The 25,394-nt window shown below is 69.4% G+C and carries 22 protein-coding genes and 2 pseudogenes; 15 read left to right on the top strand and 9 right to left on the bottom strand.

Annotation, left to right across the window (positions count from 1 at the left end; translation table 11 throughout):
* Positions 1 to 34 precede the first annotated feature (34 nt).
* The 3 genes from yidC to Q0741_RS10485 all read left to right on the top strand — a co-directional run bounded on the left by yidC (position 35) and on the right by Q0741_RS10485 (position 3,601).
* Positions 35 to 1,492 (top strand): membrane protein insertase YidC, encoded by a 1,458-nt coding sequence (yidC, locus tag Q0741_RS10495; protein WP_298233147.1) that lies wholly within the window; start codon positions 35 to 37, stop codon positions 1,490 to 1,492.
* Between the two features lie 78 nt (positions 1,493 to 1,570).
* Positions 1,571 to 2,977 (top strand): tRNA uridine-5-carboxymethylaminomethyl(34) synthesis GTPase MnmE, encoded by a 1,407-nt coding sequence (gene mnmE / locus Q0741_RS10490; protein WP_298233145.1) that lies wholly within the window; start codon positions 1,571 to 1,573, stop codon positions 2,975 to 2,977.
* Between the two features lie 207 nt (positions 2,978 to 3,184).
* Positions 3,185 to 3,601: a hypothetical protein gene (locus Q0741_RS10485; protein WP_298233144.1), complete on the top strand. Its 417-nt coding sequence runs from the start codon at positions 3,185 to 3,187 to the stop codon at positions 3,599 to 3,601.
* A 124-nt stretch (positions 3,602 to 3,725) separates the two neighbouring features.
* Here Q0741_RS10485 and Q0741_RS10480 read toward each other — a convergent pair whose 3' ends face one another.
* Together Q0741_RS10480 and Q0741_RS10475 are read right to left on the bottom strand one after the other, a co-directional pair.
* Positions 3,726 to 4,367 carry an NUDIX hydrolase gene (locus Q0741_RS10480; protein WP_298233143.1) on the bottom strand — a complete coding sequence of 214 codons (642 nt, stop codon included), beginning with the start codon at positions 4,365 to 4,367 and terminating at the stop codon, positions 3,726 to 3,728.
* 29 nt (positions 4,368 to 4,396) lie between these two features.
* Complete coding sequence (locus tag Q0741_RS10475; RefSeq protein WP_298233142.1) at positions 4,397 to 6,397, bottom strand: cation:proton antiporter; 2,001 nt, start codon at positions 6,395 to 6,397, stop codon at positions 4,397 to 4,399.
* A gap of 86 nt (positions 6,398 to 6,483) precedes the next feature.
* On the opposite strand from Q0741_RS10475, the gene Q0741_RS10470 reads away from it, so the two are divergent.
* The 4 genes from Q0741_RS10470 to Q0741_RS10455 are packed head-to-tail and all read left to right on the top strand — an operon-like array spanning position 6,484 to position 9,486.
* Positions 6,484 to 7,470: a KpsF/GutQ family sugar-phosphate isomerase gene (locus Q0741_RS10470; protein WP_298233141.1), complete on the top strand. Its 987-nt coding sequence runs from the start codon at positions 6,484 to 6,486 to the stop codon at positions 7,468 to 7,470.
* Positions 7,470 to 8,042 carry an HAD family hydrolase gene (locus Q0741_RS10465; RefSeq protein WP_298233140.1) on the top strand — a complete coding sequence of 191 codons (573 nt, stop codon included), beginning with the start codon at positions 7,470 to 7,472 and terminating at the stop codon, positions 8,040 to 8,042. Before Q0741_RS10470 ends, Q0741_RS10465 begins: the two co-directional genes overlap by 1 nt.
* Positions 8,043 to 8,053: 11 nt before the next feature.
* Positions 8,054 to 8,719, top strand: a complete 666-nt coding sequence (lptC, locus tag Q0741_RS10460; RefSeq protein ID WP_298233139.1) for an LPS export ABC transporter periplasmic protein LptC — start codon at positions 8,054 to 8,056, stop codon at positions 8,717 to 8,719.
* Positions 8,716 to 9,486, top strand: coding sequence for an SDR family oxidoreductase (locus Q0741_RS10455; RefSeq protein WP_298233138.1), 771 nt, complete (start codon positions 8,716 to 8,718; stop codon positions 9,484 to 9,486). Before lptC ends, Q0741_RS10455 begins: the two co-directional genes overlap by 4 nt.
* A gap of 165 nt (positions 9,487 to 9,651) precedes the next feature.
* On the opposite strand, the gene Q0741_RS10450 is transcribed toward Q0741_RS10455, so the two are convergent.
* Entirely contained in the window at positions 9,652 to 10,152 is a 501-nt protein-coding gene (locus Q0741_RS10450; protein WP_298233137.1) for an RNA-binding protein, read from the bottom strand.
* 444 nt (positions 10,153 to 10,596) lie between these two features.
* On the opposite strand from Q0741_RS10450, the gene Q0741_RS10445 reads away from it, so the two are divergent.
* The 3 genes from Q0741_RS10445 to Q0741_RS10435 all read left to right on the top strand — a co-directional run bounded on the left by Q0741_RS10445 (position 10,597) and on the right by Q0741_RS10435 (position 14,152).
* The gene (locus Q0741_RS10445; RefSeq protein ID WP_298233136.1) at positions 10,597 to 12,405 is read left to right on the top strand and encodes a GMC family oxidoreductase; all 1,809 of its coding nucleotides are present in this window, start codon (positions 10,597 to 10,599) and stop codon (positions 12,403 to 12,405) included.
* Between the two features lie 100 nt (positions 12,406 to 12,505).
* Entirely contained in the window at positions 12,506 to 13,267 is a 762-nt protein-coding gene (locus Q0741_RS10440; protein ID WP_298233146.1) for a TSUP family transporter, read from the top strand.
* Positions 13,268 to 13,336: 69 nt separating this feature from the next.
* Entirely contained in the window at positions 13,337 to 14,152 is an 816-nt protein-coding gene (locus tag Q0741_RS10435) for an HDOD domain-containing protein (RefSeq protein ID WP_298233135.1), read from the top strand.
* A gap of 26 nt (positions 14,153 to 14,178) precedes the next feature.
* Here the strand turns inward: Q0741_RS10435 and Q0741_RS10430 are convergent, their stop codons facing one another.
* Positions 14,179 to 14,931, bottom strand: coding sequence for a class II glutamine amidotransferase (locus Q0741_RS10430; protein ID WP_298233134.1), 753 nt, complete (start codon positions 14,929 to 14,931; stop codon positions 14,179 to 14,181).
* 77 nt (positions 14,932 to 15,008) lie between these two features.
* Positions 15,009 to 16,238 carry an NAD(P)/FAD-dependent oxidoreductase gene (locus tag Q0741_RS10425; RefSeq protein WP_298233133.1) on the bottom strand — a complete coding sequence of 410 codons (1,230 nt, stop codon included), beginning with the start codon at positions 16,236 to 16,238 and terminating at the stop codon, positions 15,009 to 15,011.
* Positions 16,239 to 16,342: 104 nt separating this feature from the next.
* On the opposite strand from Q0741_RS10425, the gene Q0741_RS10420 reads away from it, so the two are divergent.
* Together Q0741_RS10420 and Q0741_RS10415 are read left to right on the top strand one after the other, a co-directional pair.
* Positions 16,343 to 16,702: a TraR/DksA C4-type zinc finger protein gene (locus tag Q0741_RS10420; protein ID WP_298233132.1), complete on the top strand. Its 360-nt coding sequence runs from the start codon at positions 16,343 to 16,345 to the stop codon at positions 16,700 to 16,702.
* Positions 16,703 to 16,796: 94 nt separating this feature from the next.
* On the top strand, positions 16,797 to 17,393 hold the full coding sequence (locus Q0741_RS10415) for a DUF2062 domain-containing protein (protein ID WP_298233131.1): 597 nt from the start codon (positions 16,797 to 16,799) through the stop codon (positions 17,391 to 17,393).
* A 133-nt stretch (positions 17,394 to 17,526) separates the two neighbouring features.
* On the opposite strand, the gene Q0741_RS10410 is transcribed toward Q0741_RS10415, so the two are convergent.
* Positions 17,527 to 19,722 carry a malate synthase G gene (locus Q0741_RS10410; protein WP_298233130.1) on the bottom strand — a complete coding sequence of 732 codons (2,196 nt, stop codon included), beginning with the start codon at positions 19,720 to 19,722 and terminating at the stop codon, positions 17,527 to 17,529.
* 26 nt (positions 19,723 to 19,748) lie between these two features.
* Positions 19,749 to 20,429, bottom strand: a complete 681-nt coding sequence (locus Q0741_RS10405; protein WP_298233129.1) for a haloacid dehalogenase type II — start codon at positions 20,427 to 20,429, stop codon at positions 19,749 to 19,751.
* A gap of 181 nt (positions 20,430 to 20,610) precedes the next feature.
* On the opposite strand from Q0741_RS10405, the gene Q0741_RS10400 reads away from it, so the two are divergent.
* Positions 20,611 to 21,525 (top strand): LysR family transcriptional regulator, encoded by a 915-nt coding sequence (locus tag Q0741_RS10400; RefSeq protein WP_298233128.1) that lies wholly within the window; start codon positions 20,611 to 20,613, stop codon positions 21,523 to 21,525.
* A 153-nt stretch (positions 21,526 to 21,678) separates the two neighbouring features.
* Here the strand turns inward: Q0741_RS10400 and Q0741_RS10395 are convergent.
* Both Q0741_RS10395 and Q0741_RS10390 read right to left on the bottom strand, forming a co-directional pair.
* Positions 21,679 to 21,885: pseudogene (locus Q0741_RS10395) on the bottom strand (PsiF family protein); the annotation flags it as partial.
* 98 nt (positions 21,886 to 21,983) lie between these two features.
* The gene (locus Q0741_RS10390) at positions 21,984 to 23,339 is read right to left on the bottom strand and encodes a serine/threonine-protein kinase (RefSeq protein WP_298233127.1); all 1,356 of its coding nucleotides are present in this window, start codon (positions 23,337 to 23,339) and stop codon (positions 21,984 to 21,986) included.
* Positions 23,340 to 23,396: 57 nt separating this feature from the next.
* Here Q0741_RS10390 and argS point away from each other — a divergent pair, with 57 nt between their 5' ends.
* Together argS and Q0741_RS10380 are read left to right on the top strand one after the other, a co-directional pair.
* Complete coding sequence (gene argS / locus Q0741_RS10385; protein ID WP_298233126.1) at positions 23,397 to 25,106, top strand: arginine--tRNA ligase; 1,710 nt, start codon at positions 23,397 to 23,399, stop codon at positions 25,104 to 25,106.
* Positions 25,103 to 25,394, top strand: a pseudogene (locus tag Q0741_RS10380) (hypothetical protein); the annotation flags it as partial. The gene argS and the pseudogene Q0741_RS10380, both read left to right, overlap by 4 nt.

Here is a 25,394-nt window from a genome sequence, read left to right as displayed (position 1 = left end):
GGCGGCCACGGCCACCGCGCCCGGTGCCGCGCCGGTGGCGCCCGCGGCAGCCGCGCCGGTGGCCGCCGAGCAGGTGACGCTGACCACCGACGTGGTCAAGGCCACCTTCAGCAGCCAGGGCGGTGACCTTGTGCGCCTGGAGCTGCTGACGCAGGTCGAGCAGGGTGACAAGGACAAGCGCGTGGTGCTGTTTGACCGCAGCGCCGCGCGCACCTACCTGGCGCAGACCGGCCTGATCACGCCCACCGGCACCGCGCTGCCCACGCACCTCACGCCGATGACGGCGGCGCCGGGCCCGCGCGAGCTCAAGGAAGGCAACGAGCTGCAGCTGCGCTTCGAGTCTGCCCCCGTGAACGACGTGCAGTTGGTCAAGACCTACACGCTGCGCCGCGGCGAGTACACGGTGGGCGTGCGCCACGAGGTGATCAACCGCTCCGCCGCGCCGGTGTCGCCGCAGCTCTACCTGCAGCTCGTGCGCGACAGCAAGCCGCTGCCGGGCGATTCCTCCTTCTATTCGACCTTCACCGGCCCGGCGCTCTACACCGAGGCCAGCAAGTTCCACAAGGTCAGCTTCGAGGACATCGCCAAGGGCAAGGCCGAGCACGACAAGAGCGCGGACAACGGCTGGATCGCCATGGTCCAGCACTACTACGCCTCGGCTTGGCTGGTGAACCAAGCGCAGCCGCGCGAGTTCCGCACCGCAAAGATCAGCGACGACCTGTATTCCGTGGCCATGGTGTTGCCGCTGGGCGAGGTGGCTCCAGGCACGACCAAGGCCCAGGACGCCCAGCTCTTCGCCGGCCCGCAGGAAGAAAACCGCCTGGAAGCGCTGGCTCCGGGCCTGGAGCTGGTCAAGGACTACGGCTGGTTCACGGTGCTGTCCAAGCCGCTGTTCTGGCTGCTGGACCAGTTGCACCGCATCCTGGGCAACTGGGGCTGGTCGATCATTGCCCTGGTGGTGCTGCTCAAGATCGCCTTCTACTGGCTCAACGCCAACGCCTACAAGTCGATGGCGAAGATGAAGGCGATCAATCCGCGCGTGCAGGAGCTGCGCGAGCGCTACAAGAGCGACCCGCAGAAGATGCAGCAGGAAATGATGCGCATCTACCGCGAGGAGAAGGTCAATCCGCTGGGCGGCTGCCTGCCGATCTTCATCCAGATGCCCTTCTTCATCGCCCTGTACTGGGTGCTGCTGAGCTCGGTGGAGATGCGCAACGCGCCGTGGATCGGCTGGATCACGGACCTCTCGGCCAAGGACCCGTTCTACATCCTGCCGCTGCTGATGACCGCGTCCACGCTGCTGCAGACCTGGCTCAACCCGACGCCGCCGGACCCCACGCAGGCCAAGATGATGTGGATCATGCCGCTGGTGTTCTCGGTGATGTTCTTCGTCTTTCCGGCCGGCCTGGTGCTGTACTGGCTGACCAACAACCTGCTGTCCATCGCGCAGCAGTACGTGATCAACAAGCGGCTGGGCGTGCTCAACAAGTAAGCCCGGTCCCGCCTGCGCGCGATCCCGTGACGCCCCGCCCCGTGCGGGGCGTTTTCATTGGCACCTCACAATTTCCCCATGCTTGCCCGACACCAGGACCCCATCGTCGCCATCGCCACCGCGCCCGGACGCGGAGCGGTGGGCATCGTTCGCGTTTCCGGCCGCGCCCTCGCGCCGCTGGCCGAAGTGCTTTGCGGTCGCGTGCTGCAGCCCCGGCGCGCCGCCTACGGTCCTTTCCTGGCCGAGGACGGCCAGCCCATTGACCAGGGCCTGGCGCTGTTCTTCCCCGCGCCGCACTCCTACACCGGCGAGGATGTGCTGGAGCTGCAGGCGCACGGCGGCCCGGTGCTGCTGCAGCTGCTGCTGGCGCGCTGCCTGCAGGCCGCGGCGCAAGCGGATGCCGAGGGCCGCGCGCGGCTGCCGCGGCTGCGCTTGGCCGAACCGGGCGAGTTCACCGAGCGCGCCTTCCTCAACGGCAAGCTGGACTTGGCACAGGCCGAGGCCGTGGCCGACCTGATCGATGCCAGCACCGAGGCCGCGGCGCGCTCGGCCGGACGGTCGCTCAGCGGGGCCTTCTCGGTGGAAATCGAGACGCTGCGCGAGCGCGTGGTGAAGCTGCGCATGCTGGTGGAGGCGACGCTGGACTTCCCGGAGGAGGAGATCGACTTCCTGCAGCAGGCTGACGCGCGCGGGCAGCTCACGCGCATCACCGAGACGCTCGACGGCGTGCTGGACCGCGCGCGCCAGGGCGCGCTGCTGCGCGAGGGCATCAAGGTGGTGCTGGCCGGGCAGCCCAACGTGGGCAAGAGCTCGCTGCTCAACGCGCTGGCGGGGGCGGAGCTGGCCATCGTCACGCCGATCGCCGGCACCACGCGCGACCGGGTGCGGGAGACGATCCAGATCCAGGGCGTGCCGCTGCACGTGATCGACACCGCGGGGCTGCGCGAGGAGCATGCCGACGAGGTGGAGCGCATCGGCATCGAGCGCAGCTGGCAGGCGATCCAGGAGGCGGACGCGGTGATCTTCCTGCACGACCTCTCGCGCCTGGGCCAGCCGGACTACGACGCCGCCGAGGCGCAGATCGCGCAGCGCCTGGGCCTGGAGGGCGCGCAGGCCATTGGCGAGCGCGTGCTGCACGTCTACAACAAGGCCGACCTGGGCCAGGCGCCCGAAGGCAGCCTGGCACTGTGCGCGCGCAGCGGCCAGGGGCTGGACGCGCTGCGCGCCGCGCTGCTGGAGCGCGCGGGCTGGCATGCGAGCCCGGAAGGCGTGTTCATCGCTCGCACGCGCCACGTGCAGGCGCTGCGCCGCACGCGCGAGCACCTGGAGCTGGCGGCGGCGCACATCGACGCTTCCGAGCCGCCGCTGGACCTCTTCGCCGAGGAACTGCGTCTGGCGCACAACGCGCTGGGAGAAATCACCGGCGCCTTCTCGGCGGACGATTTGCTCGGAGAAATCTTCAGCCGATTCTGCATTGGCAAATAAGCCTGAACCGCGGCACGTGGCGCCGCTGTGCACAGTTTGAAGTTATAGACGGCTCATCCACAGGAAAATATAGGGCGAGGTCTGTCTTGAATGGCGGCCTGTTCACGGCGCTTCCAAGATCACAAATGTGGATAAAAAATTGATATGTGACAAGCACTTGCATGCAGAACCCCCAACGCGATCTGAAGAGGGAGCGCGACGGAAGCCTTGAAAATTCCAGATTTTGAAAATGAACTGATTTCAGCCCGACAAAGCGAAGCAAAAAGCTTTACGAAGCTCACTTCAAAACAACCGGCGGATTTTCGCCTTGCGCAAGTAAAACACGACGCCATTGCCCGGGACAGCCATGCGTGGAAATTCGAGGGGCCGGCAACCTGGAGTTCGAGCTATGCCGGAATGCCTCTCGCCGCGTGTTCTATTGATCCAGGCCCTCAACGCCTTGTGGCGACTGGCCTGCTCTCCGTGAGTTGTCGAGGGATGTTCGTTTTCCTCCTTATCAAGAGGAATTTCAGGGTGGTGGTCATGGTGGAGGACCGCCTGCGCTGTGGACAAGTCGTTTATCCCCTAACTTATCAACTGCTTGCTGCGCGCACAAGGCTGTGGGCGCAAGTGCCGCAAGCGTGACGGTGCGCAGACAACAACTTGTCGCCGACCGGGGGGTGTTGTGCACAACCTGAAGTTGTTCAGGTCGCTATCCACAGCTTTATTCAGTAGCGTGCCGGCGGCACCGCTCGGGACGGCCGCGGCTTCAGCCCGCCGCGAGCAGCCGCAGCAGCGGGGCGTCGTTGGGGTGGGTGAGGAAGCCGGCCAGCCGCGTGCGCGGCACCAGGTGCACCGCCTGCGTTTCCCAGCACATCGCGCCGGGGTGGCCGCCGATGCGCTGCGCGCGGTAGTAGCGCGTGAGCGTGTTGGTGCGCTGGCAGTCCAGCAGGAAGCCCGTGAGCTGCACCAGCAGCCCGGCCTCCTCCAGCGCCTCCTTCACCGCGGTGGCGCGCAGCGACAGGCCCGGATCGACACGGCCCTTGGGCAGCGTGCTGGCATAGCCGCCGAAGGCATTGCTGGGCGCGACCAGCCACACGCGGCCGTCCCGCTCCTCGATGGCTACGCCCGCGGCGGCCCTGAGCGTGGCCATGGCGGGGTAGGGTGGTTCCTCGAACACCGGCCCGGCCGCGGCCAGCGCCTCCCAGCCGGCAACGTCCGTGGGCAGCGCGACGGCCGGGCTCAGGTCCACGCCGAGGAGCCGCGGCGGCAGCGGGCCATCGGGCACGACGGTGGCGACGGCGGCCGAGTCCAGCCAGGTCGCCGGCGGCGTCGGGGAACTGGGGTGGTGCAGCAGGACGGACCTGCCGTCCTCATCCGGGCGGGGATGAAAGTGTTTCGTGCAGGACATGGCCGCCAGGGTAGGACGGCCGCGCGCCCTCAGCCCCGCAGCAGCTTGTCCTCGGCCAGCGCCAGCGCCTCGGGTACGCCCGACAGCACCAGCGTGTCGCCAGAGTGCAGCACGATCTCGTCGCTGGCCTGCACCACCTGGCCGGCGGCACGGCGCACGGACAGCGTGCGCACGCCCAGCGCGTGCAGGGCCAGGTCGCCCAGCTTCTGGCCCAGGCTCGCCGCGGCGGCGGGCAGGCTGACCGTGGCCAGCCGCGCCTGCTGGCGCTCCTCCAGCGTCTGGTCGTCATCGGCCCCATGGAAGTAGCCGCGCAGCAGGCCGTAGCGCGCCTCGCGCGCCTCGCGCGCCAGGCGCAGCACGCGGCGCACCGGCACGCCCACCAGCGCCAGCGCGTGGCTGGCCAGCATCAGCGAACCCTCCAGCGCCTCGGGCACCACCTCGGTGGCGCCGGCGGCGCGCAGCTTCTCCAGGTCGCTGTCGTCGATGGTGCGCACCAGCACCGGCACCTGCGGCGCATGCTCGTGCACGAGGCCCAGCACCTTCAGCGCCGACGGGGTGTCGTGGTAGGTGATGACGACGGCGCTGGCGCGCGCCAAGCCCGCGGCCATCAGACTGCGCAGCCGCGCTGCGTCGCCGAAGACCACGCTCTGTCCGGCGGCGGCGGCCTGGCGCACGCGGTCGGGGTCCAGGTCCAGCGCCATGTACGGGATCTTCTCGGACTCCAGCAGCCGCGCCAGCGCCTGGCCGCTGCGGCCGTAGCCACAGATGATCAGGTGCGCCTCGTTGCGCATCGACTTCTTGGCGATGGTCGTGAGCTGCACCGACTGCATCATCCAGTCGGTCGCGGACAGGCGTGCCACGAGGCGGTCGGCATGCATGATCACGAAGGGCGTGACCAGCATCGACAGCACCATGCTTGCCAGCACCGGGCTGACCCACTTGGCGTCGATGAGCCCGTGCTGGCTGCTCAAGCTGAGCAGCACGAAGCCGAACTCGCCCGCCTGCGCCAGGTACAGGCCCGTGCGCAGCGCCACGCCCGGCGGCGCGCGGAAGAGGCGCGCCAGGCCGGCCACCAGCACGAACTTGGCCAGCAGCGGCAGCGTGGACAGCAGCAGCACCAGCGGCCACTGCGTGAGCATCGGGCGCCCGTCGAGCTTCATGCCGATGGTGATGAAGAACAGGCCCAGCAGCACGTCGTGGAAGGGGCGGATGTCGCTCTCCACCTGGTGCTTGTAGGGCGTCTCGGCGATGAGCATGCCGGCGACGAAGGCGCCCAGCGCCAGCGACAGCCCCGCGTGCTCCGTCAGCCAAGCCAGGCCCAGCGTCACCAGCAGCAGGTTCAGCACGAAGAGCTCCTCGCTCTTGCGCCGCGCCACCAGCGTGAGCCACCAGCGCATGACCTTCTGCCCGCCCGACAGCAGCAGCGTCAGCAGCGCCACGGCCTTGAGCAGCGCCAGGCCCAGCGCCTGCAGCAGGTTGCCGCCGCCAGCGCCCAGCGCCGGGATCAGCACCAGCAGCGGCACCACCGCCAAATCCTGGAACAGCAGGATGCCCAGCACGCGGCGGCCATGCTCGCTTTCCAGCTCCAGCCGCTCGGCCATGAGCTTCACGACGATGGCGGTGCTGGACATGGCGATCGCGCCGCCCAGCGCCACCGAGCCCTGCCACGACAGCTCCCACGGCCGCGCCGTGAAGGAGAAGGCGAACAGCAGCAGCAAGTGCCCCACGATTGCCCCGAGCATGGTCAGCACCACCTGCGACAGGCCCAGCCCGAACACCAGGGTGCGCATGCTGCGCAGCTTGGGCAGGTTGAACTCCAGCCCGATGGCGAACATCAGGAACACCACGCCAAACTCGGCCAAGTACTTCACGCCCGCGCTGTCCTTGGCCAGCGCCAGCGCGTTGGGGCCGATGAGCACGCCCACGGCGAGGTAGCCCAGCATGGGCGGCAGCTTCATGGAACGGCACAGCACCACGCCCAGCACGGCGGCGATCAGATAAAGCAGGACGAGTTCAAGCGTGGAGGCCATGGAGCGGGAACGGGGGAGACTGCGGCGCGGACGCAAGCACAGGGAAGTGCCACCTAGAATCCCCGACTCTATAGGACCCCCCTCAAGTGAAAGCCCTGGATCCCCAACGAGCGCTGGCGCTTGCCGCGCAAACCTTCGACATCGAGGCGCGCGCGCTGCTGGTGCTCAAGGAGCGCGTGCAGCGCGGCGATGCGTTCGCCCACGCCGTGCGCCTGATGCTGGACTGCCGCGGTCGCGTGGTGGTGATGGGCATGGGCAAGAGCGGCCACGTGGGCCGCAAGATCGCCGCCACGCTGGCTTCCACCGGCACGCCGGCCATGTTCGTGCACCCGGCCGAGGCCGGGCACGGCGATCTGGGCATGGTCACGGCCGGCGATGTGGTGCTGGCGCTGTCCAACTCCGGCGAGAGCGACGAGCTCAACCTGATCCTGCCGGTGCTCAAGCGGCTGCAGGTGCCGTTGGTGGCGATGACGGGTCGCGCGGAATCGACGCTGGGGCGCCATGCCGACGTGGTGCTTGACAGCGCCGTCGAAGCCGAGGCCTGCCCGCTGAACCTGGCGCCCACGGCCAGCACCACGGCGCAGATGGCTTTCGGCGACGCGCTGGCGGTGGCGCTGCTGGATGCGCGCGGCTTCAAGGAGGAGGACTTCGCACGCTCGCACCCCGGCGGCGCGCTGGGCCGCAAGCTGCTGGTGCTGGTGGGCGACCTCATGCGCGCGGGAGAGGCGGTGCCGCGCGTGGGCCCACAGGCCGACTTCAACACGCTGCTGCGCGAGATGACGGGCAAGGGCCTGGGCTTCACGGCCATCGTGGACGAGGCCGGCCATGCGCAGGGCATCTTCACCGACGGGGACTTGCGCCGCCTCATCGAGCGCGGCGTGGATGTGCGCTCGCTCACCGCGGCGGACGTGATGCACCCGAATCCCAAGCGCGTGCGCGAAGATGAGCTGGCCGTGGAGGCCGCTGACCTGATGGAGCAGCACCGCATCACCAGTGTGCTGGTGGTGGACGAACAGCAGCGCGTGGTGGGCGCGCTCAACAGCAACGACCTCATGCGGGCCAAGGTGATCTGATGTTGCCGGCACTCACGTTCGCGCCTGAGCTGCTGCTGCGGGCTCAGGGCCCCGGGCTGGGCATGCGCGCGGCGATCTTCGACGTCGACGGCGTGCTCACCGACGGCAGCCTCTACATCGGTGACGCCGGCGAGGTGTTCAAGGCCTTCAGCGTGCTTGACGGGCAGGGGCTGAAGCTGCTGGCGCAGGGTGGCATCGTGCCCATCGTCATCACTGGGCGCGACTCGGCGGCGGTGCGCCGCCGCGTGGCGGACCTGGGGCTGAAGCATGCGCACTACGGCGTGAAGGACAAGCTGGCTGCAGCGCAGCAGGTGCTGGCCGCGCTGGGCATTGGCTGGGAGGAGCTCGCGGTGATCGGTGACGACTGGCCGGACCTGCCGCTGATGGCGCGCGCGGGCTTCGCCTGCGCGCCGGCCAACGCGCATGCCGAGGCGCGGGCGCGGGCGCATCACGTCACCGCCGCGCGTGGCGGGCAGGGCGCGGCACGCGAGTTCTGCGACCTGCTGCTGGTGGCCAGCGGCCGCTATGCGGCACTGCTCGACGGTCATCTGACCACGCTGGACGCCCGCTGAGAGACGCCATCGTGCTGGCCCTAGACGACGACGCCCTGCCTCTGCCGCCGCCTCCGCGCCGCGCGCCTGTGCAGATGCCCTGGAGCCTGCGTCTGCGCGAGTGGGCGCTGGGCTACCTGCCACTGTTGATGATGGCGCTGCTGGCACTGGCCACCTGGTGGCTGGTGAAGAACGCGCCCAGCGCACCCGGCACGGATACCGAGCGGCCGGTGAGCCACGTGCCGGACTACACGATGAACGGCTTCACCACGCAGCGCTTCGCGCCCACGGGGGCGCTGCGGCTGGAGATCGAGGGCGCGCAGCTGCGCCACTACCCGGACACCGACACCTTCGAAATCGACAACGTGCGCATCCGCGCACTGGGCGAGGACGGCAGCCTCACCAATGCCACGGCGCACCGTGCGCTCAGCGACGGCAAGGGCACGCACGTGCAGCTGCTTGGCAGCGCGCACGTGGTGCGCGAGACGAGCGACGGGCGCGAGCCGATCGAGTTCCGCGGCGAGGCGCTGCAGCTCTTCACTGAAACGGAGCGCGTCTACTCCAACCAGCCGGTGCAGGTGGTGCAGGGCCGCAACGACATCCGGGCCGCGGGCATCGACTACGACCATCGCAACCGCGTGGCACAGCTGCAGGGTCCAATCAAGGCGCGGCTGGATCCGCCGGCCCGACGCCGTTGAGCCGTCTCGTCTTCATCACCGGCGGCTCCAGCGGCATTGGGCAGGCGCTGGCTGCGCATGCGCTGGCCCAGGGCTGGCGCGTGGTGCTGGTGGCACGGCGCAAGGAGGCGCTGCTGGCCTGGGCGCAGCAGCAGCCGGCGGCACAGCGTATGGCTGTCTACGCCGCCGACGTGCGCGATCCGCAAGCGATGGCGGCGGTAGGCCGGGAGTGCATCGCCGCGCACGGGTTGCCGGACGTGGTGATTGCCAACGCGGGCATCAGTGTGGGTATCGACAGCGCCGATTTCGAGGATCTGCAGGTGCTCAGGGAGACGTTGGAGACCAACGTGCTCGGTATGGCGGCAAGCTTTCACCCGTTCCTGGCACTCATGCGCGAGCGGCGCGCGGGCACGCTGGTGGGCATTGGCAGCGTGGCGGCCATCCGCGGGCTACCGGGCCATGGCGCCTACTGCGCCAGCAAAGCGGCGGTGCTGGCCTACTGCGAGAGCCTGCGCGGGGAGTGCCGCCCCTTCGGGGTCCGTGTGCTCACGCTCAGCCCCGGCTATGTGGACACGCCGCTGACGCGCGGCAATCCCTATCCGATGCCGTTCCTGATGACGCCCGAGGCCTTCGCTCATAGTGCGTGGCGGGCGATCGAGCACGGCGACAGCTACCGCGTCATCCCGTGGCCAATGGCCGTGGTGGCGCGGCTGCTGCGTCTGCTGCCGAACGCGGTGTTCGACCGCATTTTTTCAGGCCGGCCGCGCAAGCCGCGGCGCAGTCGTTGAGCCCAGGGTTTCAAAAATCGATTGACAAAAATCCAGTGCGGGGATGGTCCGCCATGGACTAGTCCAACGCGATTGGCTTAGAAAACCCCAAAAAACGAAAGGCGCTGGTTTATGCCAGCGCCCTTGGAGGCCGGCCCGTGGAGGGCCGGAATCTCAGTCGATGTGTCAGTAGCTGCTGCCGCCGCCACCGTAGCCGCCACGGCCACCGCCGCCGCTACCGTAGCCACCACGGCCGCCGCCGCCGTAGGGGCTGCGACCACCACCACCGCCGCCGTAGCCGCCGCGGCCACCACCGCCGCCGCCGTAGCCACCGCCGCCACCACCGTAGCCGCCGCCACCACCACCGCCGTAGCCGCCGCCACCGCCGTAGCCACCGCGGCCACCACCGCCGCCGCCATAGCCGCCACCCGGGCGCTCTTCACGCGGACGGGCTTCGTTGACCACCACGGCACGACCTTCGAGGGCCTGACCGTTCATGCCGTTGATGGCGGCTTGGGCCTCGGCATCCGAGCCCATCTCGACAAAGCCGAAGCCTTTCGAGCGGCCGGTTTCACGGTCCATCATGACCTTCGCAGAGGTCACGGAACCGAATTGAGAGAACGCCTCGTGCAAAGAATCATCACGGACGCTGTAGGCCAGATTGCCCACATACAGCTTATTTCCCATGGGGAAGCCCCTTTCCAATCTCACTCACTTAATACCATGTGGAGCTTCAACCCATCGTGAACCACTCAACCGAAGGCGCCGCATCCAGACACAGGCGAACCATTATCAAGGAATCTTTCCGTGCCACACGCGGCAGGGAAGTTAAATGTTGTATTGCCGGTTGAGGACAAACCCGTAGCAAACCCAGGCACACCCCTGGTAGCCCAGGCTTTCCAAGCTGGAAATACGAACAGCCTCCGGCACTTTTCGCCCTGTGTCTGCATCTGTCACGGCGCCACAGGGAGGGCGGCACTTGCCGGGCTGCGGACGACTTACACCACTCGCACCGGACCAGTGTCATGCCCTTCTGGTCTCTGTAAAGCACGGTGGCGCCCCTCTCGGGGATCGGCCTAGCATGCCCCGGCTCGGCCGCTACAGCGGCGCCTGCAGGCCACGAAAATCGCCATGAACACCGAGACAAGCATGACCTATGACTACATCGTCGTAGGCGCCGGCACCGCCGGCTGCCTGCTGGCCAACCGGCTCAGCGCCGACCCCAGGCACCGCGTGCTGTTAGTGGAGGCGGGCGGGCGCGACGACTACTTGTGGATCCACATTCCGGTCGGCTATCTCTACTGCATCGGCAACCCGCGCACCGACTGGCTTTACCACACCGAGGCCGATCCCGGGCTCAACGGGCGGCGGCTGCGCTACCCGCGCGGCAAGGTGCTGGGTGGATGCTCCAGCATCAACGGCATGATCTACATGCGTGGCCAGTCGCGCGACTACGCGCAGTGGGCTGAGATCTGCGGCGACGAGTCCTGGAACTGGCCGCAATGCCTGCCTTTCTTCCTGCGTCACGAAGACCATTGGCGTGGCACTGAAGAGATGCACGCCGCGCCGGGCTTCGACCCCAGCGGCACGCGGCCAGGCGGCGAGTGGCGCGTGGAACGCCAGCGCCTGCGCTGGGAGATCCTGGACGCCTTCGCGCGGGCGGCGCAGCAGGCGGGCATCCCGGCCAGCGCGGACTTCAACCGCGGCAACAACGAGGGCGTGGGCTACTTCGAAGTCAATCAGCGCAGCGGCGTGCGCTGGAACGCAGCCAAGGCCTTCCTGCGACCGGCGCGCTCGAGAGCGAACCTGACGGTGCAGACCGGCGCCACCGTCACGCGCGTGCTGCTGGAGCGCGACGGTGACGGCGTGCAGCGGGCAGTGGGCATCGAGATGCGACTGGGCGGCGACGCGCCGGTGCAGGTACGGGCCGCGCGCGAGGTGGTGCTCGCCAGCGGTGCCGTGGGCACGCCGGCGTTGTTGCAGCACTCGGGCATCGGGCCGGCGCCGCTGCTGCAGCGCCTGGGCATCGCATTGCGCCACGAACTGCCCGGCGTGGGCGCGAACCTGCAGGACCATCTCCAGATCCGGGCCGTGTTCAAGGTCCGCGGCGTGCGCACCCTCAACACGCTGGCAAGCTCGCTCACGGGCAAGGCCCGCATCGGGCTGGAGTACCTGCTCAGGCGCAGCGGGCCCATGAGCATGGCGCCCTCGCAGCTCGGCGCCTTCACGCGCTCGGACCCTTCGCGCGCCTGGCCTGATCTGCAGTACCACGTGCAGCCGCTGTCGCTGGATGCCTTCGGCGAGCCTCTGCACGCCTTCGACGCATTCACCGCCAGCGTCTGCAACCTCAACCCCAGCTCACGCGGGCAAATACAGATCGTCTCGCCGGATCCGGCGCAGCCGCCTTCCATCCGCGCCAACTACCTCAGCACCGAGCAGGACCGCCACATCGCCGCGCAGTCGCTGCGCCTGACGCGTCGCATCGTCGCCATGCCCGCGCTGGCGCCGTACCAACCACAGGAGTTCAGGCCCGGCCCGCAGTTCCAGAGCGACGAGGAACTTGCGCGGCTGGCCGGCGACATCGGCACCACCATCTTCCATCCCGTGGGCACCTGCCGCATGGGCCGCGCGGACGACGAGCAGGCCGTGGTCGATACCCGGTTACGGCTGCGCGGCGTGCGCGGCCTGCGCGTGGCCGACGCCAGCGTGATGCCCACCATCACCAGCGGCAACACCAACTCGCCCACGCTCATGATCGCCGAGCGTGCCGCGCACTGGATGCTGAGCGAGACACCGTCGGACACACTCAATCGGGTAAATACCGATGCCATGGCTAACGCAACTGCTTACATTGCGCGGACTCGCAGCAACGCCGCCTCCTCGGCAGGTGTTGTCTGGACGGAGGCCGAGGAGACTGTTCAGAACGATTCAAAGAAGTGAGCGAAGCGCCGCCCTCATAGCGGCCCGCTGTCACAATTCAAGGGCGCCGGTTCGACCGGCGCCTTTTTTTTTGTCCCGCATCTCCGCTTTTCTGCTGTTCATGTCCGAGTTGCTGCTGGTCGCCTTGGCTTCGGCCCTGGCGGGTTTCATCGATGCCATCGTTGGCGGCGGCGGGCTGGTGCTCACGCCGGCGCTGTTCGCGGTCTATCCCCAAGCGGTGCCGGCGACGCTGCTGGGCACCAACAAGAGCGCCTCGGTCTGGGGCACGGCCTGGGCCTGCACGCAGTACGCGCGCCGCGTGCAGCTGAACTGGCGCACGCTGTGGCCGGCAGTGGTGGCGGCGCTCGTGGCCGCCTTCCTGGGCGCTTGGGCCGTCACGCTGGTCAGTCCCTCAGGGCTCAAGCGCGCTCTGCCGCTGCTGCTGCTGGCGGTACTCGTCTACACGCTGGCGCGCAAGGATTTGGGCCGCACCCACCGTCCGCGTTTCGTCGGCCGCCACGAGGCGCTGGCCGCTGCCGCGGTGGGCGCCACGGTGGGCTTCTACGACGGTTTTTTCGGCCCGGGTACGGGCAGCTTCTTCGTGTTCCTGTTCGTGCGCGTGCTGGGCTATGACTTCCTGCACGCCTCAGCCAACGCCAAGCTGCTGAACTTGGCCACCAACATCGCGGCGCTGGCACTGTTCGCGCCCAAGGGCCATGTGTGGTGGCACATCGCCCCGGTGCTGGCCGCGGCCAACGTGGGTGGCAGCCTGCTGGGCACGCGGCTGGCGCTGCGCCATGGCGCCGGCTTCGTGCGTGCAATTTTCATCACTGTGGTGGGCGCCTTGATCCTGAAGACCAGCTTTGACGCATTACGGCTGTGATGCGTAAGCGTCTGCACGTGCCTGCCGCGTACCATCGCCGTGTTTGCCTCCCGCACCGCAGGCTGTGCCATGCCCGTCGATCCTGAACTACGTCGCCTCGACGTCGACATTCCGACCCAACCCCACGCGCTGGCGCAGCTCACGCCGCTGCTGTCGCGTGAAGACACCGGCCTACAGGCCGTTTCCGCGCTCATCGAAACCGATATGGCACTGGCCGCAGCCGTGCTGCGTGCGGTCAACTCCTCGCTCTACGGACTGCGCGGCCGCGTACAGACAGTGCACCAGGCCTTGACGTACCTCGGCCTGCGCGAGGTGGCGGCCATCACCTTCGAGTTCGGGCTGCGCGCCGTCTTCCCGCCGGCGCTGGAGTTGGAACCGCTGTGGCAGCGCGCCGTCAAGCGCGGGCTGCTCATGGGCCGCATGGCGCAGCGCCTGAGCAGCACCGATGGCTGGGCCGCGCATTCCGCTGGTCTGTTCGAGGAGTGCGGCAAGGCGGTGCTGTTTCGCCACGACTGCGCGCACTACCGCGCCATGCTCAAGGACGCCGGCGACGACGACGTGGCCCTGACCCGGCTGGAGCGCCAGCGCTTCGGCGTGAGCCATGACGCGCTGGGCGCGGCTCTGTGCGAGAGCTGGGGCCTGGCCGGCTCGGCCGTGGCCTGTGTGCGCCACCACGTTGCCGTGCAGCGCGGCGCTCCTCTGCCTTCAGGGCTGCAGCGCCCGCTGGTGCTGGCCCTGTCGGCCGTGGCACACAGCCTGATGCACGACCCCGACCACCTGAAGGAAACGGTGCAGCGCGTGGCCGAGCTCGCCGGCGTGCAGCCGGACAGGCTGCTGGAGACGGCGCGGCGCGTGCAGGAGCAGCTCCAAGGCGCCAGCGACTGAAGCCCTGGCGGCGGTGCGACCGGGCTTCAGGCCGGCGCGCCGTCGATGAACAGCCGCAGCTCCCCGGGCGCGAAGGGCGTCCACTCCTCGTCCGCAGTCAGCGGCTCGGTGGCGATCACGGTCACCCGGTCCTGCGGCGTGGTGAGCTGGGAGAAGTCCACCGTCAGGTCCTCGTCACGCAGCCGCGTGGGACGGAAGGGGTGGCGGCGCTGCAGCCAGAACAGCCGCGTGGAGCCATGTGCCCACAGCGCCTGCCCGTTGGAGAGGAGGAAGTTGAAGCTGCCCTGCGCATTGAGCTGCGGCACCAGTTCCGCCAGCGTGCGCGTGAGCTCGGGCAGCGCCGGTACGCTGGCATGCGCCTTGGCCAGCTCCTGCATCAGCCAGCAGAAGGCGCGTTCGCTGTCGGTGTCGCCCACGGGCCGGAAGGCGCCGTGCAGCCGCGGCTCGAATGTCTTGAGGTCGCCGTTGTGGGCGAACACCCAGTAGCGACCCCAGAGCTCGCGCATGAACGGGTGCGTGTTCTCCAGCGCGGTGCGCCCGTGCGTGGCCTTGCGGATGTGGGCGATGACGTTCTGGCTGCGGATGGGGCAGCGCTGCAGCAGCTCGGCCACCGGCGACTGGCGCGCGCCGTAGTGGTCCACGAACAGCCGCACGCCGCGGTCCTCGAAGAAGGCGATGCCGAAGCCGTCCTTGTGCTCGTGCGCACGGGTGGCCAGCCCCGTGAAGCTGAACATCACGTCGGTCGGCGTGTTGGCATTCATGCCCAGGAGTTGGCACATGGCGGGAATTGTGCAGGAGGCCGTGGGCGCGTCCCGCTGCGGGAGGCCCGCCGCCGGCCGCGGTCTTGGATTGCCCCTTACTGCCCGGGCACGAGCAGCTTCATCAGCCCGCGCACGCTCAGCAGGTGGCCGGGATTGTTGCGCTCATCCAGCACGCCGCTGAGGCGCCGCAGGATCGAGGGGCTCTGCCGCGCGCGCCAGATCACCAGGTCGGCCAACCAGGGATGGTCGTTGATGCGGTTGGCCTTCTCGTAGAGCGCGAAGCGCGGGCGCAGTGCCTGCATCGACTCCTCGTACCGCGCGCGCACCTGCGCGTCGGACAGCGCCTCCGGACGCGCCGCCTGCAGTGCCTGCGCTGCCAGCAGGCCCGTCTCCATGGCCTTGCCAATGCCCTCGCCGGTGAAAGCGTAGGTGCTGCCCGCGGCCTCGCCGCACACCAGCATCCCGGGCCGCGACCAGCGCGCGCCGGTGAGCGAGCAGCGCAGCGGCGCGCCCTTGAGCTCGCCCACCATCTCGCCCTCGGCCAGGAGCTCGCGCGCCGGGGCGTAGACCTCGCCGAAGTCCGCGAACAGCTGGCGCAGGTTCACGGGCTGCATGTGGCCGTGGCCCTGCGCGTCGGCCTGGTGGCTGCCCAGCAGCCCGGCGCCGATGTTGAACACGCCTCCCGGACCCGGAAAGATCCAGCCGTAGCCGCCGCGCAGCTTGCGGTGCCACACCACTTCCAGCGCATGCAGCCGCTGCGCCAGGCCTTCGTGGCGCACGTGAGCCCGCAGCGCCACGCCGCTGGGCGTGTGGCGCTCGCACAGCCCGGCGGCGATGAGCGCCTGCGGCTTCGCCCCGGTGGCCAGCACCACCCAGCGCGCCGACACCTCCAGCGGCTGCCCGTCCACGCGCAGCCGCGCGCCCACCACCTGTTCGCCCTCGACCAGCGGCGCCTCGAAGCGCGCCGGTGCCAGCCAGCGTACGCCGGCGCGCCGAGCCGCCGTGCACAGGATCATGTCCAACTCGCGCCGCGGCAGCACCGCCATCGTGCCGGGCACGTCCACGCGGCCGCCGCGCGGGCCGATGCAGGCCACGTGCGTGACGCGCCGCGCCTGTGCCATCACCTCGTCGAACACGTTCAGGCGCCGCAGCGCCGCCAGCGCGTCCGGGATCAGGCCATCGCCGCAGATCTTCTCGCGTGGAAACGCCTGCTCGTCCACCAGCAGCACGTCCAGGCCGGCGCGCGCCAGCATCTGCGCACATGCGCTGCCGGCCGGCCCGGCGCCTACGACCAGCACCTCACAGGCTTGGTTGATGTTCTCCATGGTGGCCGGGATTCTAGGCAGGGCCCGTGCTTGACCCGGGTCAACGCTGCCGCCCTCCAGTGGCGCCAGGATAGATGCGACCACATCGATCAAGGAGACCCGCCATGCCCCTTACCGCCGGACAGCGCGCGCTGCTGGAATCCCTGCTCACGCAGCGCCTGCACGTGCTGCAGCGCCAGCTGATGCTGCACCAGGGCGAGTCGCGCGTGGCGCATGCGCAGGAGCTGCTGGAGGCTGGCGACGCGTCGCGCGACGTGGACCTGGCGCTGTCGGCGCTGGAGCGGCGTGAGCTCGGCGACGTGAGCCTGGCGCTGCGCCGCGTCCAGGGCGAGGACTACGGGCTGTGCGCCGATTGCGGCGGCGCCATCGCCTTCGACCGGCTGCGGCTGGAGCCCTGGGCGCTGCGCTGCGTGGCCTGTGAAAGCGCCCTCGAATCGCGGCATGGCGGCAGGCTCAGCGCGTGAGCCCTTGATGTCGCGGCGCAACCCCTGTTTTCCCCCTGTCACGGGGCGCTGAACAGGGCAGCGGTCAGCGGCGCTTGGTGCCATGCTTTGAGCCATGCGCCTGCCCGTCAACCGCTTCGCCTTCAAGGCCGCTACCTGCCTCGGCCGCTTGCGGCCCACGCCAGAGACGTTGGGGCGACAGCGATGGCTGCGCTGGCTCGGCCCCTCCATCGCGCATCCCGGGCTGTGGAGCGTGAACCGCCACGCCATCGCGCTGGGCCTGGCCATCGGCATGTTCTTCGGGCTGCTCATCCCCATCGCGCAGATGCCGCTGTCGGCCGCCGCCGCGGTGCTGCTGCGCGCCAACCTGCCTGCGGCGGTGGTCAGCACCTTCGTCACCAACCCGGTGACGGTGGCACCGCTGTACTACGTCGCCTGGCGCCTGGGCGCCACGGTGCTGGGCGAGCCCGACCCGGCCGCGCCGCCGGTCTTGGCCGCTCCCGCCGCGGCCTACGCCGCGGTGCTGGCACCGGAGCTGCCCTGGTGGCGCATGCTGTGGCAGCGCCTGCAGGGCGTGGGCAAGCCGCTGCTGCTGGGCCTGGCGCTGATGGCCACCCTTACCGGGCTGGCCGCCTATGTGGGGGTCAGCGCCCTGTGGTGGCTGGTCCAGTGCTGGCGCCGTGCCCCGGCTGCGGGCGACGAGCCGCGCTGAAGGCGCATCGGATCACATCAACGAAAGAGGCCGCGACAGCGGCCTCTTTGCATTTCCGACCGGCGGCACGCGGGTGCCGCCGGGATCCATGCGCCGCCACGGCGGGCGGCGCAGCCGGGTACCGGACTGCGAATCAGGCCGTGCCGGCCTTGACCTTCAGGCGCCAGGCGTGCAGCAGCGGCTCGGTGTAGCCGCTGGGCTGCTCCAGGCCCTTGAAGATCAGGTCGCACGCGGCCTTGAAGGCGGCGCTGGTGTCGAAATTGCCGGCCATGGGCTTGTAGAACGGGTCGCCCGCGTTCTGCTCGTCCACCACGCGCGCCATGCGCTGCAGCGTTTCCATGACCTGCTCGCGGTTGGTCACGCCGTGGTGCAGCCAGTTGGCGATGTGCTGGCTGGAGATGCGCAGCGTGGCGCGGTCTTCCATCAGGCCGACGTTGTGGATGTCGGGCACCTTGGAGCAGCCCACGCCGGCGTCCACCCAGCGCACCACGTAGCCCAGGATGCCCTGGCAGTTGTTGTCCAGCTCCTGCTGGACCTCGGCGGCGCTCCACTTGGCCTCGGCCACCACGGGAATCGTCAGCAGCCCGGTGAGCAGCGTGTCGCGCTCGGCGGCGGCATCGATCTTCTCCAGCTCCTGCTGCACCTGGGCCACGTTGACCTGGTGGTAGTGCAGCGCGTGCAGCGTGGCGGCGGTGGGCGAGGGCACCCAGGCGGTGTTGGCGCCGGACTTCGGGTGCGCGATCTTCTGCTCCAGCATCGCGGCCATCAGGTCGGGCATGGCCCACATGCCCTTGCCGATCTGGGCGCGGCCACGCAGCCCGCAGGACAGGCCCACCAGCACGTTGTTGCGCTCGTAGGCCTGAATCCAGGCGCTGGTCTTCATGTCGCCCTTGCGCAGCACGGGGCCGGCCTGCATGGCGCTGTGCATCTCGTCGCCAGTGCGGTCCAGGAAGCCGGTGTTGATGAAGGCCACGCGCGCGGCGGCGGCGGCGATGCAGGCCTGCAGGTTGACGCTGGTGCGGCGCTCCTCGTCCATGATGCCCAGCTTCACCGTGTGCTTGGGCAGGCCCAGCAGTTCCTCGACGCGGCCGAACAGCTCATCGGCGAAGCCCACTTCCACCGGGCCGTGCATCTTGGGCTTGACGATGTAGACCGAGCCCGTGCGCGAGTTGCGGATGCCGTTGGCGCCGTGGCCCTGCAGGTCGTGCAGCGCGATGGCGGTGGTGATGACGGCGTCCATGATCCCCTCGGGGATCTCGCGGCCCTCGTCGCCCCACAGGATGGCCGGGTTGGTCATCAGGTGGCCGACGTTGCGCAGGAACATCAGCGAACGCCCGTGCAGCCGCACTTCGCCGTTGGGGCCGTTGTAGATGCGGTCGGCGTTCAGGCCGCGCGTAAACGTCTTGCCGCCCTTGGAGACCTGCTCGGTGAGCGTGCCCTTGAGGATGCCCAGCCAGTTGGCGTAGGCCAGCGTCTTGTCGGCGGCGTCCACCGCGGCGACGGAGTCTTCCAGGTCCAGGATGGTGGACAGTGCCGCTTCCACCACCACGTCGCTCACGCCGGCGGCGTCGGAGGCGCCGATGGTGGTGCCGCGGTCGATGCGGATGTCCACGTGCAGCCCGTTGTGCACCAGCAGCACCGAGGAGGGTTCACTGGCCTCGCCCTGCCAGCCCACGAGCTGCGCCGGGTCGGCCAGTGCGGCACGGGTGCCGTCCTTGAGCGTGACGGCGAGCTGGCCGCCCTCGACGCGGTAGGCCGTGGCGTCACGGTGCGAGCCCTGCGTCAGCGGGGCAGACTGATCCAGGAAGTTGCGTGCGAACTCGATCACGCGCTGGCCGCGCACCGGGTTGTAGCCCTGGCCGCGCTCGGCGCCATCGGTCTCGGGCAGCGCGTCCGTGCCGTACAGGGCGTCGTACAGCGAGCCCCAGCGCGCGTTGGCGGCGTTCAGGGCGTAGCGGGCGTTGAGGATGGGCACCACCAGCTGCGGGCCGGCCTGCAGCGCCAGTTCGGCGTCCACGTTGGAGGTCGTGGCCTTGGCGCCCTGCGGCTGCGGCAGCAGGTAGCCGATGGACTCCAGGAAGCCGCGGTAGGCCGCCATGTCCTGGATCGGGCCGGGATGGGCGCGGTGCCAGTTGTCGAGCTCGGTTTGCAGCCGGTCGCGCTCGGCCAGCAGCGCGGCGTTGCGCGGCGCCAGGTCGGCCACGATGGCGTCGAAGCCGGCCCAGAAGCGCGCGCTGTCGATACCGGTGCCCGGCAGGACCTGGTCCTCGACGAAGCGATACAGCTCGGTGGCAACCTGGAGGCGATGGACGGTGGTGCGTGCAGTCATGTTCGGGCTCGCGTTCAAAGGAATGGTCAGTCGAAGAAGGCCAGCACGTCGCGCAAGCTGCTGCCGCGGCGCGTGGGCTCGGTGTCCAGCGGGTCCAGCGGACCCCCGGTGCGGTTCACCCACAGCGTGGTGTAGCCGTACCAGGTGGCGCCGATGGCGTCCCAGCCGTTGCTGGAAACGAAAAGGATCTGGCGCGCGGGCAACTGCAGGGCCTGCGGGCCCAGCGCGTAGGCGGCCGGATCGGTCTTGAAGCGGCGCACGGCGTGCACCGACAGCAGCGGGTCGATCAGCTCGGCCAAGCCCGCGCTGCGCACGGCCACCCCCAGCATTTCCGGGTCGCCGTTGCTCAGGATGCCGGCGCGGATGCCGCGCGCCCGCAGCGCCTGCAGCACCTCCAGGTTCTCCGGGAAGGCGCTCAGGTGCCGGTACTGGTTCATCAGCCGCTCCTCGTCGGCCGTCGGCAGCGGCAGGCCCAGGCGCTGCGCCGCGAAGCGCAGCCCGGCACGGGTCAGGTCCCAGAAGGGCTGGTACCGCCCGCTCATCGTCAGCAGCCGCGTGTACTCGATCTGCTTGTCCCGCCACAGCTGCGCCAGCGCCTCGCCGCGGCGCGGGTAGAGCTGCTCGGCCAGCAACGACACGCTGTAGACATCGAACAGCGTGCCGTAGGCGTCGAAGAGCACCGCGCGCGGCTTGAGAGGGGCATCCATAAACAAGAATTTATTCCATCGTTCTGCACACATTAAGAGCGTCAATTGCTAAAGATTAGTGAGTTTCAAGTAAAAATGAACGACTCTCTCTGGCCTGTTCTTTGCGATAACGTGTGATTTGGTCAGTGATCAGCAGTCAATACGTCTGCATTGCTGCGTTGGCGTGCACTACGCTTGCGTCATGGACCGCCTCAAGCAAATCGAATCCTTCGTCGCCGTTGCCGCCAAGGGCAGCCTCACCGCCGCGGCGCAAGCCGAGGGGGTGGCGCCGGCCGTGATCGGGCGCCGCATCGATGCGCTGGAGGAGCGCCTGGGGGTGAAGCTGCTGCTGCGCACCACGCGGCGCATCACGCTCACGCACGAGGGCAGCGCCTTCCTGGAGGACGCGCAGCGCGTGCTGGCCGATCTGGCCAATGCCGAGGCCAGTGTCAGCGCCGGGGGCGTCAAGGCCAGCGGCCACCTGCGCATCACCGCGCCGGCGGGCTTCGGGCGCCGCCACGTCGCGCCGCTGGTGCCGCGCTTCCTGGCGCAGCACCCCGAGGTCAGCCTCTCGCTCAACCTCAGCGACCGGGTGGTGGACATCGTCAACGAAGGATTCGATTGCGCGGTGCGCGTGGGCGACCTGCCCGACTCCAGCCTGGTGAGCGTGCGGCTGGCCGACAACCGCCGCCGCTGCGTGGCCTCGCCCGCGTACCTGAAGCGTGCGGGCGTACCGCAGCATCCCTCGGAGTTGCAGCGCCACGAGTGCCTGACACTGAGTTCCGAAGCCAGCCAGACGCGCGGCTGGGCCTTCATGGTGGACGGGCAACTGCAGCACCTGCGCCCCAGTGGCCGGCTCGACTGCAGCGACGGCCAGGTGCTGCATGCGTGGTGCCTGGCTGGCCTGGGCCTGGCCTGGCGCAGCACTTGGGAGGTGGAGGCGGAACTGGCGCGCGGCATGCTGGTGAGCGTGCTTGACGACTTCGCCGCCCCGCCCAACGGCGTCTACGCCGTGTTCCCGCAGCGTCGCCACCTGCCGCTGCGGGTGCGGCTGTGGATCGACTTCCTCAAGCACAGCTGGGGTGACCCGCTGTACTGGCAATCGGCCGTGGGCTGAAGGCGCTGCCCCGGCAGCAAAAAGCCCGGCCGAGCCGGGCTGTGCGCGGTGACGGCCGCTCCCGCGGCCGTCGGTGCCTGCAGCGCCGGATGCCCGCCACACCCAAGAACTTCGCGGGTCCGGCGCCGCCTCAGACCCGCTTCGTCACGCCGCCTTCTTGCTGAGGCATTCCTTCATGAAGGCCTTGCGCTCGTCGCCCTTCTTGCCCTTGGCCTGGGCGTTGCACTCCTTCATCTTGCTCTGCTGCGCCGTGGGGGCCTTCTCCGGCTTGTCGGTGGCGGCCTTGTCCGGGGCCGGGTCGGCCGCCTGGGCGGCGAAGGCACAGATACTCAACAGCGCTGCAAGAGCGGCTTTGGTCATGGAGAACTCCTTCCTGGGTGCGCGGCAACAGGCCGCAACCGATTGAAACAACGGCGCGGCGTCGCCACCAATGGGCACAAGCCCGCGGTCCCCCGGCTTCAGACGATGCGCCGCGGGTGTGCCAGTGCCTCGTGCGCGGCATGCAGCCGCCGCACCAACACGCGGATGAAGGCGGCGTCGAAGAGCTGCCGCGTGGAGGCGCTGAGCTGCGGTAGCGTCTCGGGCGTGAAGCTCACGGTGATGCAGGGCTGCGCCACCAGCACGTCGGTGCTGTAGGTGCGCAGCTCGGGGCTGGGGGCGAGGTAGGCCATCTCACCCACCGAGGTGCCGGCGCCCAGCCGCGCCGTGAGCTCGCCGTCGCGCCGCACCTCTACCTCGCCCTGCGCCAGGATGTGGAAGCTCGTGCCCTGCTGCCCCTTGCGGTAGAGCGCATGTCCCACCGGGAAGCGCTGCCAGCGCGCGCGGTGCACCACCTCCCACAGCGCCACGTCGTCGAACTCGCCGAAGAACTCCAGCGTGCGCAGCAGGCTGAAGCGCTCCGAGTCCAGCGGCGCCTGCAGCCGTCCCAGCGGGATGAGCCGCTGCGACACCAGCTCCGCCAGGCGCTGGGCGAAGTCCTCCCAGGTGGGCGGGCGCTCCTGCGCCCGCTTGGCCAGCGCGGCGTGTACCAGCGCCTCCAGCGCTTCGGGCACGCCCTCGCGCAGGCTGGCCAGCGGCGGCGGCGCGGCGGTGTAGATCTGGCCCATCAGCGCCGCCTGCGTGGGTGCGTCGAACGGCGCGCGTCCGCTGACGAGGTGGTAGAGCACCGCGCCCAGCGAGTACATGTCCGCGCGCGCGTCCAGCGCAGCGCCGTCGAGCTGCTCGGGCGACATGTACGACAACGAGCCGACGCGGAACACCTGCGTCCGGTCCGACTCCAGCTGCAGCACGCTGCCGAAGTCGCTGATCTTGATATCCACCACCCGCTCGTGCTGCAGCAGCGCCAGCACGTTGGCCGGCTTCACGTCGCGGTGGATCAGCCCCTGGCGGTGCACATAGCCCAGCGCCATCGCGCACTTGAAGCCGATCTCCACGATCTGCTCCAGCGGCAGCAGCCGGTCGGGGCGGCAGAAGTGGCGCAGCGTGGTGCCGGGCACGTACTCCATCACCAGGTACGGCGCCGTGGCGTCGGGCACCGCGTCCAGGATCTGCACCACGTTGGGATGCTGCAGCTTGCCCACCAGCGCCGCCTCGGCGGCGAAGTAGCGCGCCTGCAGCTGCGGCATGGTGATGTCGCCGCCCAGCGCGGCGGCCGGGTGCACGCGCTTGATCGCCACCTCGCGGCCCAGGAAGTCGTCGCGCGCCAGAAACACCTCACTGGTGGCGCCTTCGCCCAGCCGCGACAGCACGCGGTACTTGCCGATGGCGCGTGGCAGCGGCGCGGCGGGGATGGATGCGGCAGCATCGGCAGGCATGCGGACCATTGTGGCGCGCCCAGGGAAGCCCCGGACCCCGCCTCGTAGAATCCGCCGATGATCCAAGCCAAGCAGGAGCTGCTCGCCGCGCTGCGCGCAGCCGTCGCAGATATCGGCGCCGAAGCAAGCGCGCAATTCAGCTTCGAGTCGCCCAAGCAGGCCTCGCACGGCGACCTCGCCGTCACCGCCGCCATGGCGCTGGCCAAGTCGCTCAAGAAGAACCCGCGCGAGCTTGCGCAGCAGTTGGTGCAGGCACTGCAGGCGCAGCCGGCCGTGCAGCGCTGGGTGCAGACGGTGGACATCGCCGGTCCCGGCTTCATCAACCTGCGCCTGGCCCCGGCGGCCAAGCAGCAGGTGGTGGCCGAGATCCGGGAGGGCGGCGACGCCTTCGGCCGCAAGGCGGCCAACGGCCAGCGTGTGATGGTGGAGTTCGTCTCCGCCAACCCCACCGGCCCGCTGCACGTGGGCCACGGCCGCCAGGCCGCGCTGGGCGACTCGATCTGCAACCTGTTCGAGTCGCAGGGCTGGAGCGTCACGCGCGAGTTCTATTACAACGACGCCGGCGTGCAGATCGGCACCCTGGCCGCCTCCACGCAAGCGCGCCTCAAGGGCCTGCAGCCCGGCGACGCCGAGTGGCCCGAGTCGGCCTACAACGGCGACTACATCGCCGACATCGCCGCCGACTTCAAGGCCGGCAAGACCGTCAAGGCCGACGACCGCGAGTTCACCGCCTCGGGGCAGTTCGAAGACCTCGACGGCATCCGCCAGTTCGCCGTGGCCTACCTGCGTCACGAGCAGGATTTGGACTTGCAGGCCTTCGGCGTGCGCTTCGACAACTACTTCCTGGAGTCCAGCCTCTACAGCGACGGTCGCGTGCAGACCACGGTGCAGAAGCTCATCGACGCCGGCAAGACCTTCGAGGAAGGCGGCGCGCTGTGGCTGCGCTCCACCGACTACGGTGACGACAAGGACCGCGTGATGCGCAAGTCCGACGGCACTTTCACCTACTTCGTGCCCGACGTCGCCTATCACATCAACAAGTGGGAGCGCGGCTTCACCAAGGTCGTGAACATCCAGGGCAGCGACCACCACGGCACCATCGCGCGCGTGCGCGCCGGGCTGCAGGCCGCGGGCGTGGGCATCCCGCAGGGCTACCCGGACTACGTGCTGCACAAGATGGTCACGGTCATGAAGGGCGGCCAGGAGGTCAAGATCTCCAAGCGCGCCGGCAGCTACGTGACGCTGCGCGACCTCATCGACTGGACCAGCCGCGACGCGGTGCGCTTCTTCCTCATCAGCCGCAAGGCCGACACCGAGTTCGTGTTCGACGTGGACCTCGCGCTCAAGCACAGCGACGAGAACCCGGTCTTCTACGTGCAGTACGCGCATGCGCGCATCTGCTCGGTGCTGGCGCAGTTCGGGCGCGAGGTGCCGGCCGACGCCGACCTGTCGCTGCTGGCCGCGCCCACCGAGCTGGCGCTGATGATGAAGCTGGCCGAGTTCCCCCAGGTGCTCGAACGTGCCGCGGCCGACCTGGCGCCGCACGACATCGCTTTCTACCTGCGCGACGTCGCCGCCGCCTTCCACAGCTACTACGCCGCCGAGCGCTTCCTGGTGGATGACGCGGCGCTGGCCGCGGCGCGCATGGCGCTGCTGTCGGCCACGCGCCAGGTGCTGCGCAATGCGCTGGCGCTGCTGGGCGTGTCGGCGCCGGAATCGATGCAGCGCGGCGAAGAAACCGCTCCCGCAGCCAGCGTGCAGCCATGAAATACCAGAAGGGCGGCTTCGGCCTGGGAATCGTGATCGGGCTGCTGGTCGGCCTGGGGTTGGCGTTAGGCGTGGCGCTGTACGTGACCAAGGTGCCCGTGCCCTTCGTGGACAAGGTGCCGCAGCGCACGGCCGAGCAGGAGGCGGCCGAGGCTGAGCGTAACAAGCGCTGGGACCCCAACGCGCCGTTGGCAGGCAAGCGTCCGCCGCCACCGCCGGTGGAGCCGGCCCCGCCGGCCGTGCCCGCGGACCCCGGCGTGGCGCCGCTGCCCGCGCCACCGGCCGAGC

The sequence above is a fragment of the uncultured Azohydromonas sp. genome (assembly GCF_937926365.1).
Classification (GTDB): Bacteria; Pseudomonadota; Gammaproteobacteria; order Burkholderiales; family Burkholderiaceae_C; genus Azohydromonas.
Note: the sequence above shows the minus strand (reverse complement) of the source record. Positions and strands in the feature narration are given on the sequence as shown.

Bases quoted from the DNA above. Each gene is read 5' to 3' on its own strand.
- Q0741_RS10435 (WP_298233135.1), top strand. From the start codon at position 13,337: ATGCCCGTCGATCCTGAACTACGTCGCCTCGACGTCGACATTCCGACC.
- Q0741_RS10440 (WP_298233146.1), top strand. From the start codon at position 12,506: ATGTCCGAGTTGCTGCTGGTCGCCTTGGCTTCGGCCCTGGCGGGTTTC.
- Q0741_RS10430 (WP_298233134.1), bottom strand. From the start codon at position 14,931: ATGTGCCAACTCCTGGGCATGAATGCCAACACGCCGACCGACGTGATG.
- Q0741_RS10475 (WP_298233142.1), bottom strand. From the start codon at position 6,397: ATGGCCTCCACGCTTGAACTCGTCCTGCTTTATCTGATCGCCGCCGTG.
- Q0741_RS10465 (WP_298233140.1), top strand. From the start codon at position 7,470: ATGTTGCCGGCACTCACGTTCGCGCCTGAGCTGCTGCTGCGGGCTCAG.
- Q0741_RS10415 (WP_298233131.1), top strand. From the start codon at position 16,797: ATGCGCCTGCCCGTCAACCGCTTCGCCTTCAAGGCCGCTACCTGCCTC.
- Q0741_RS10425 (WP_298233133.1), bottom strand. From the start codon at position 16,238: ATGGAGAACATCAACCAAGCCTGTGAGGTGCTGGTCGTAGGCGCCGGG.
- Q0741_RS10420 (WP_298233132.1), top strand. From the start codon at position 16,343: ATGCCCCTTACCGCCGGACAGCGCGCGCTGCTGGAATCCCTGCTCACG.
- mnmE (WP_298233145.1), top strand. From the start codon at position 1,571: ATGCTTGCCCGACACCAGGACCCCATCGTCGCCATCGCCACCGCGCCC.
- Q0741_RS10405 (WP_298233129.1), bottom strand. From the start codon at position 20,429: ATGGATGCCCCTCTCAAGCCGCGCGCGGTGCTCTTCGACGCCTACGGC.
- Q0741_RS10450 (WP_298233137.1), bottom strand. From the start codon at position 10,152: ATGGGAAATAAGCTGTATGTGGGCAATCTGGCCTACAGCGTCCGTGAT.
- Q0741_RS10410 (WP_298233130.1), bottom strand. From the start codon at position 19,722: ATGACTGCACGCACCACCGTCCATCGCCTCCAGGTTGCCACCGAGCTG.
- Q0741_RS10445 (WP_298233136.1), top strand. From the start codon at position 10,597: ATGAACACCGAGACAAGCATGACCTATGACTACATCGTCGTAGGCGCC.
- Q0741_RS10390 (WP_298233127.1), bottom strand. From the start codon at position 23,339: ATGCCTGCCGATGCTGCCGCATCCATCCCCGCCGCGCCGCTGCCACGC.
- argS (WP_298233126.1), top strand. From the start codon at position 23,397: ATGATCCAAGCCAAGCAGGAGCTGCTCGCCGCGCTGCGCGCAGCCGTC.
- Q0741_RS10400 (WP_298233128.1), top strand. From the start codon at position 20,611: ATGGACCGCCTCAAGCAAATCGAATCCTTCGTCGCCGTTGCCGCCAAG.
- Q0741_RS10480 (WP_298233143.1), bottom strand. From the start codon at position 4,367: ATGTCCTGCACGAAACACTTTCATCCCCGCCCGGATGAGGACGGCAGG.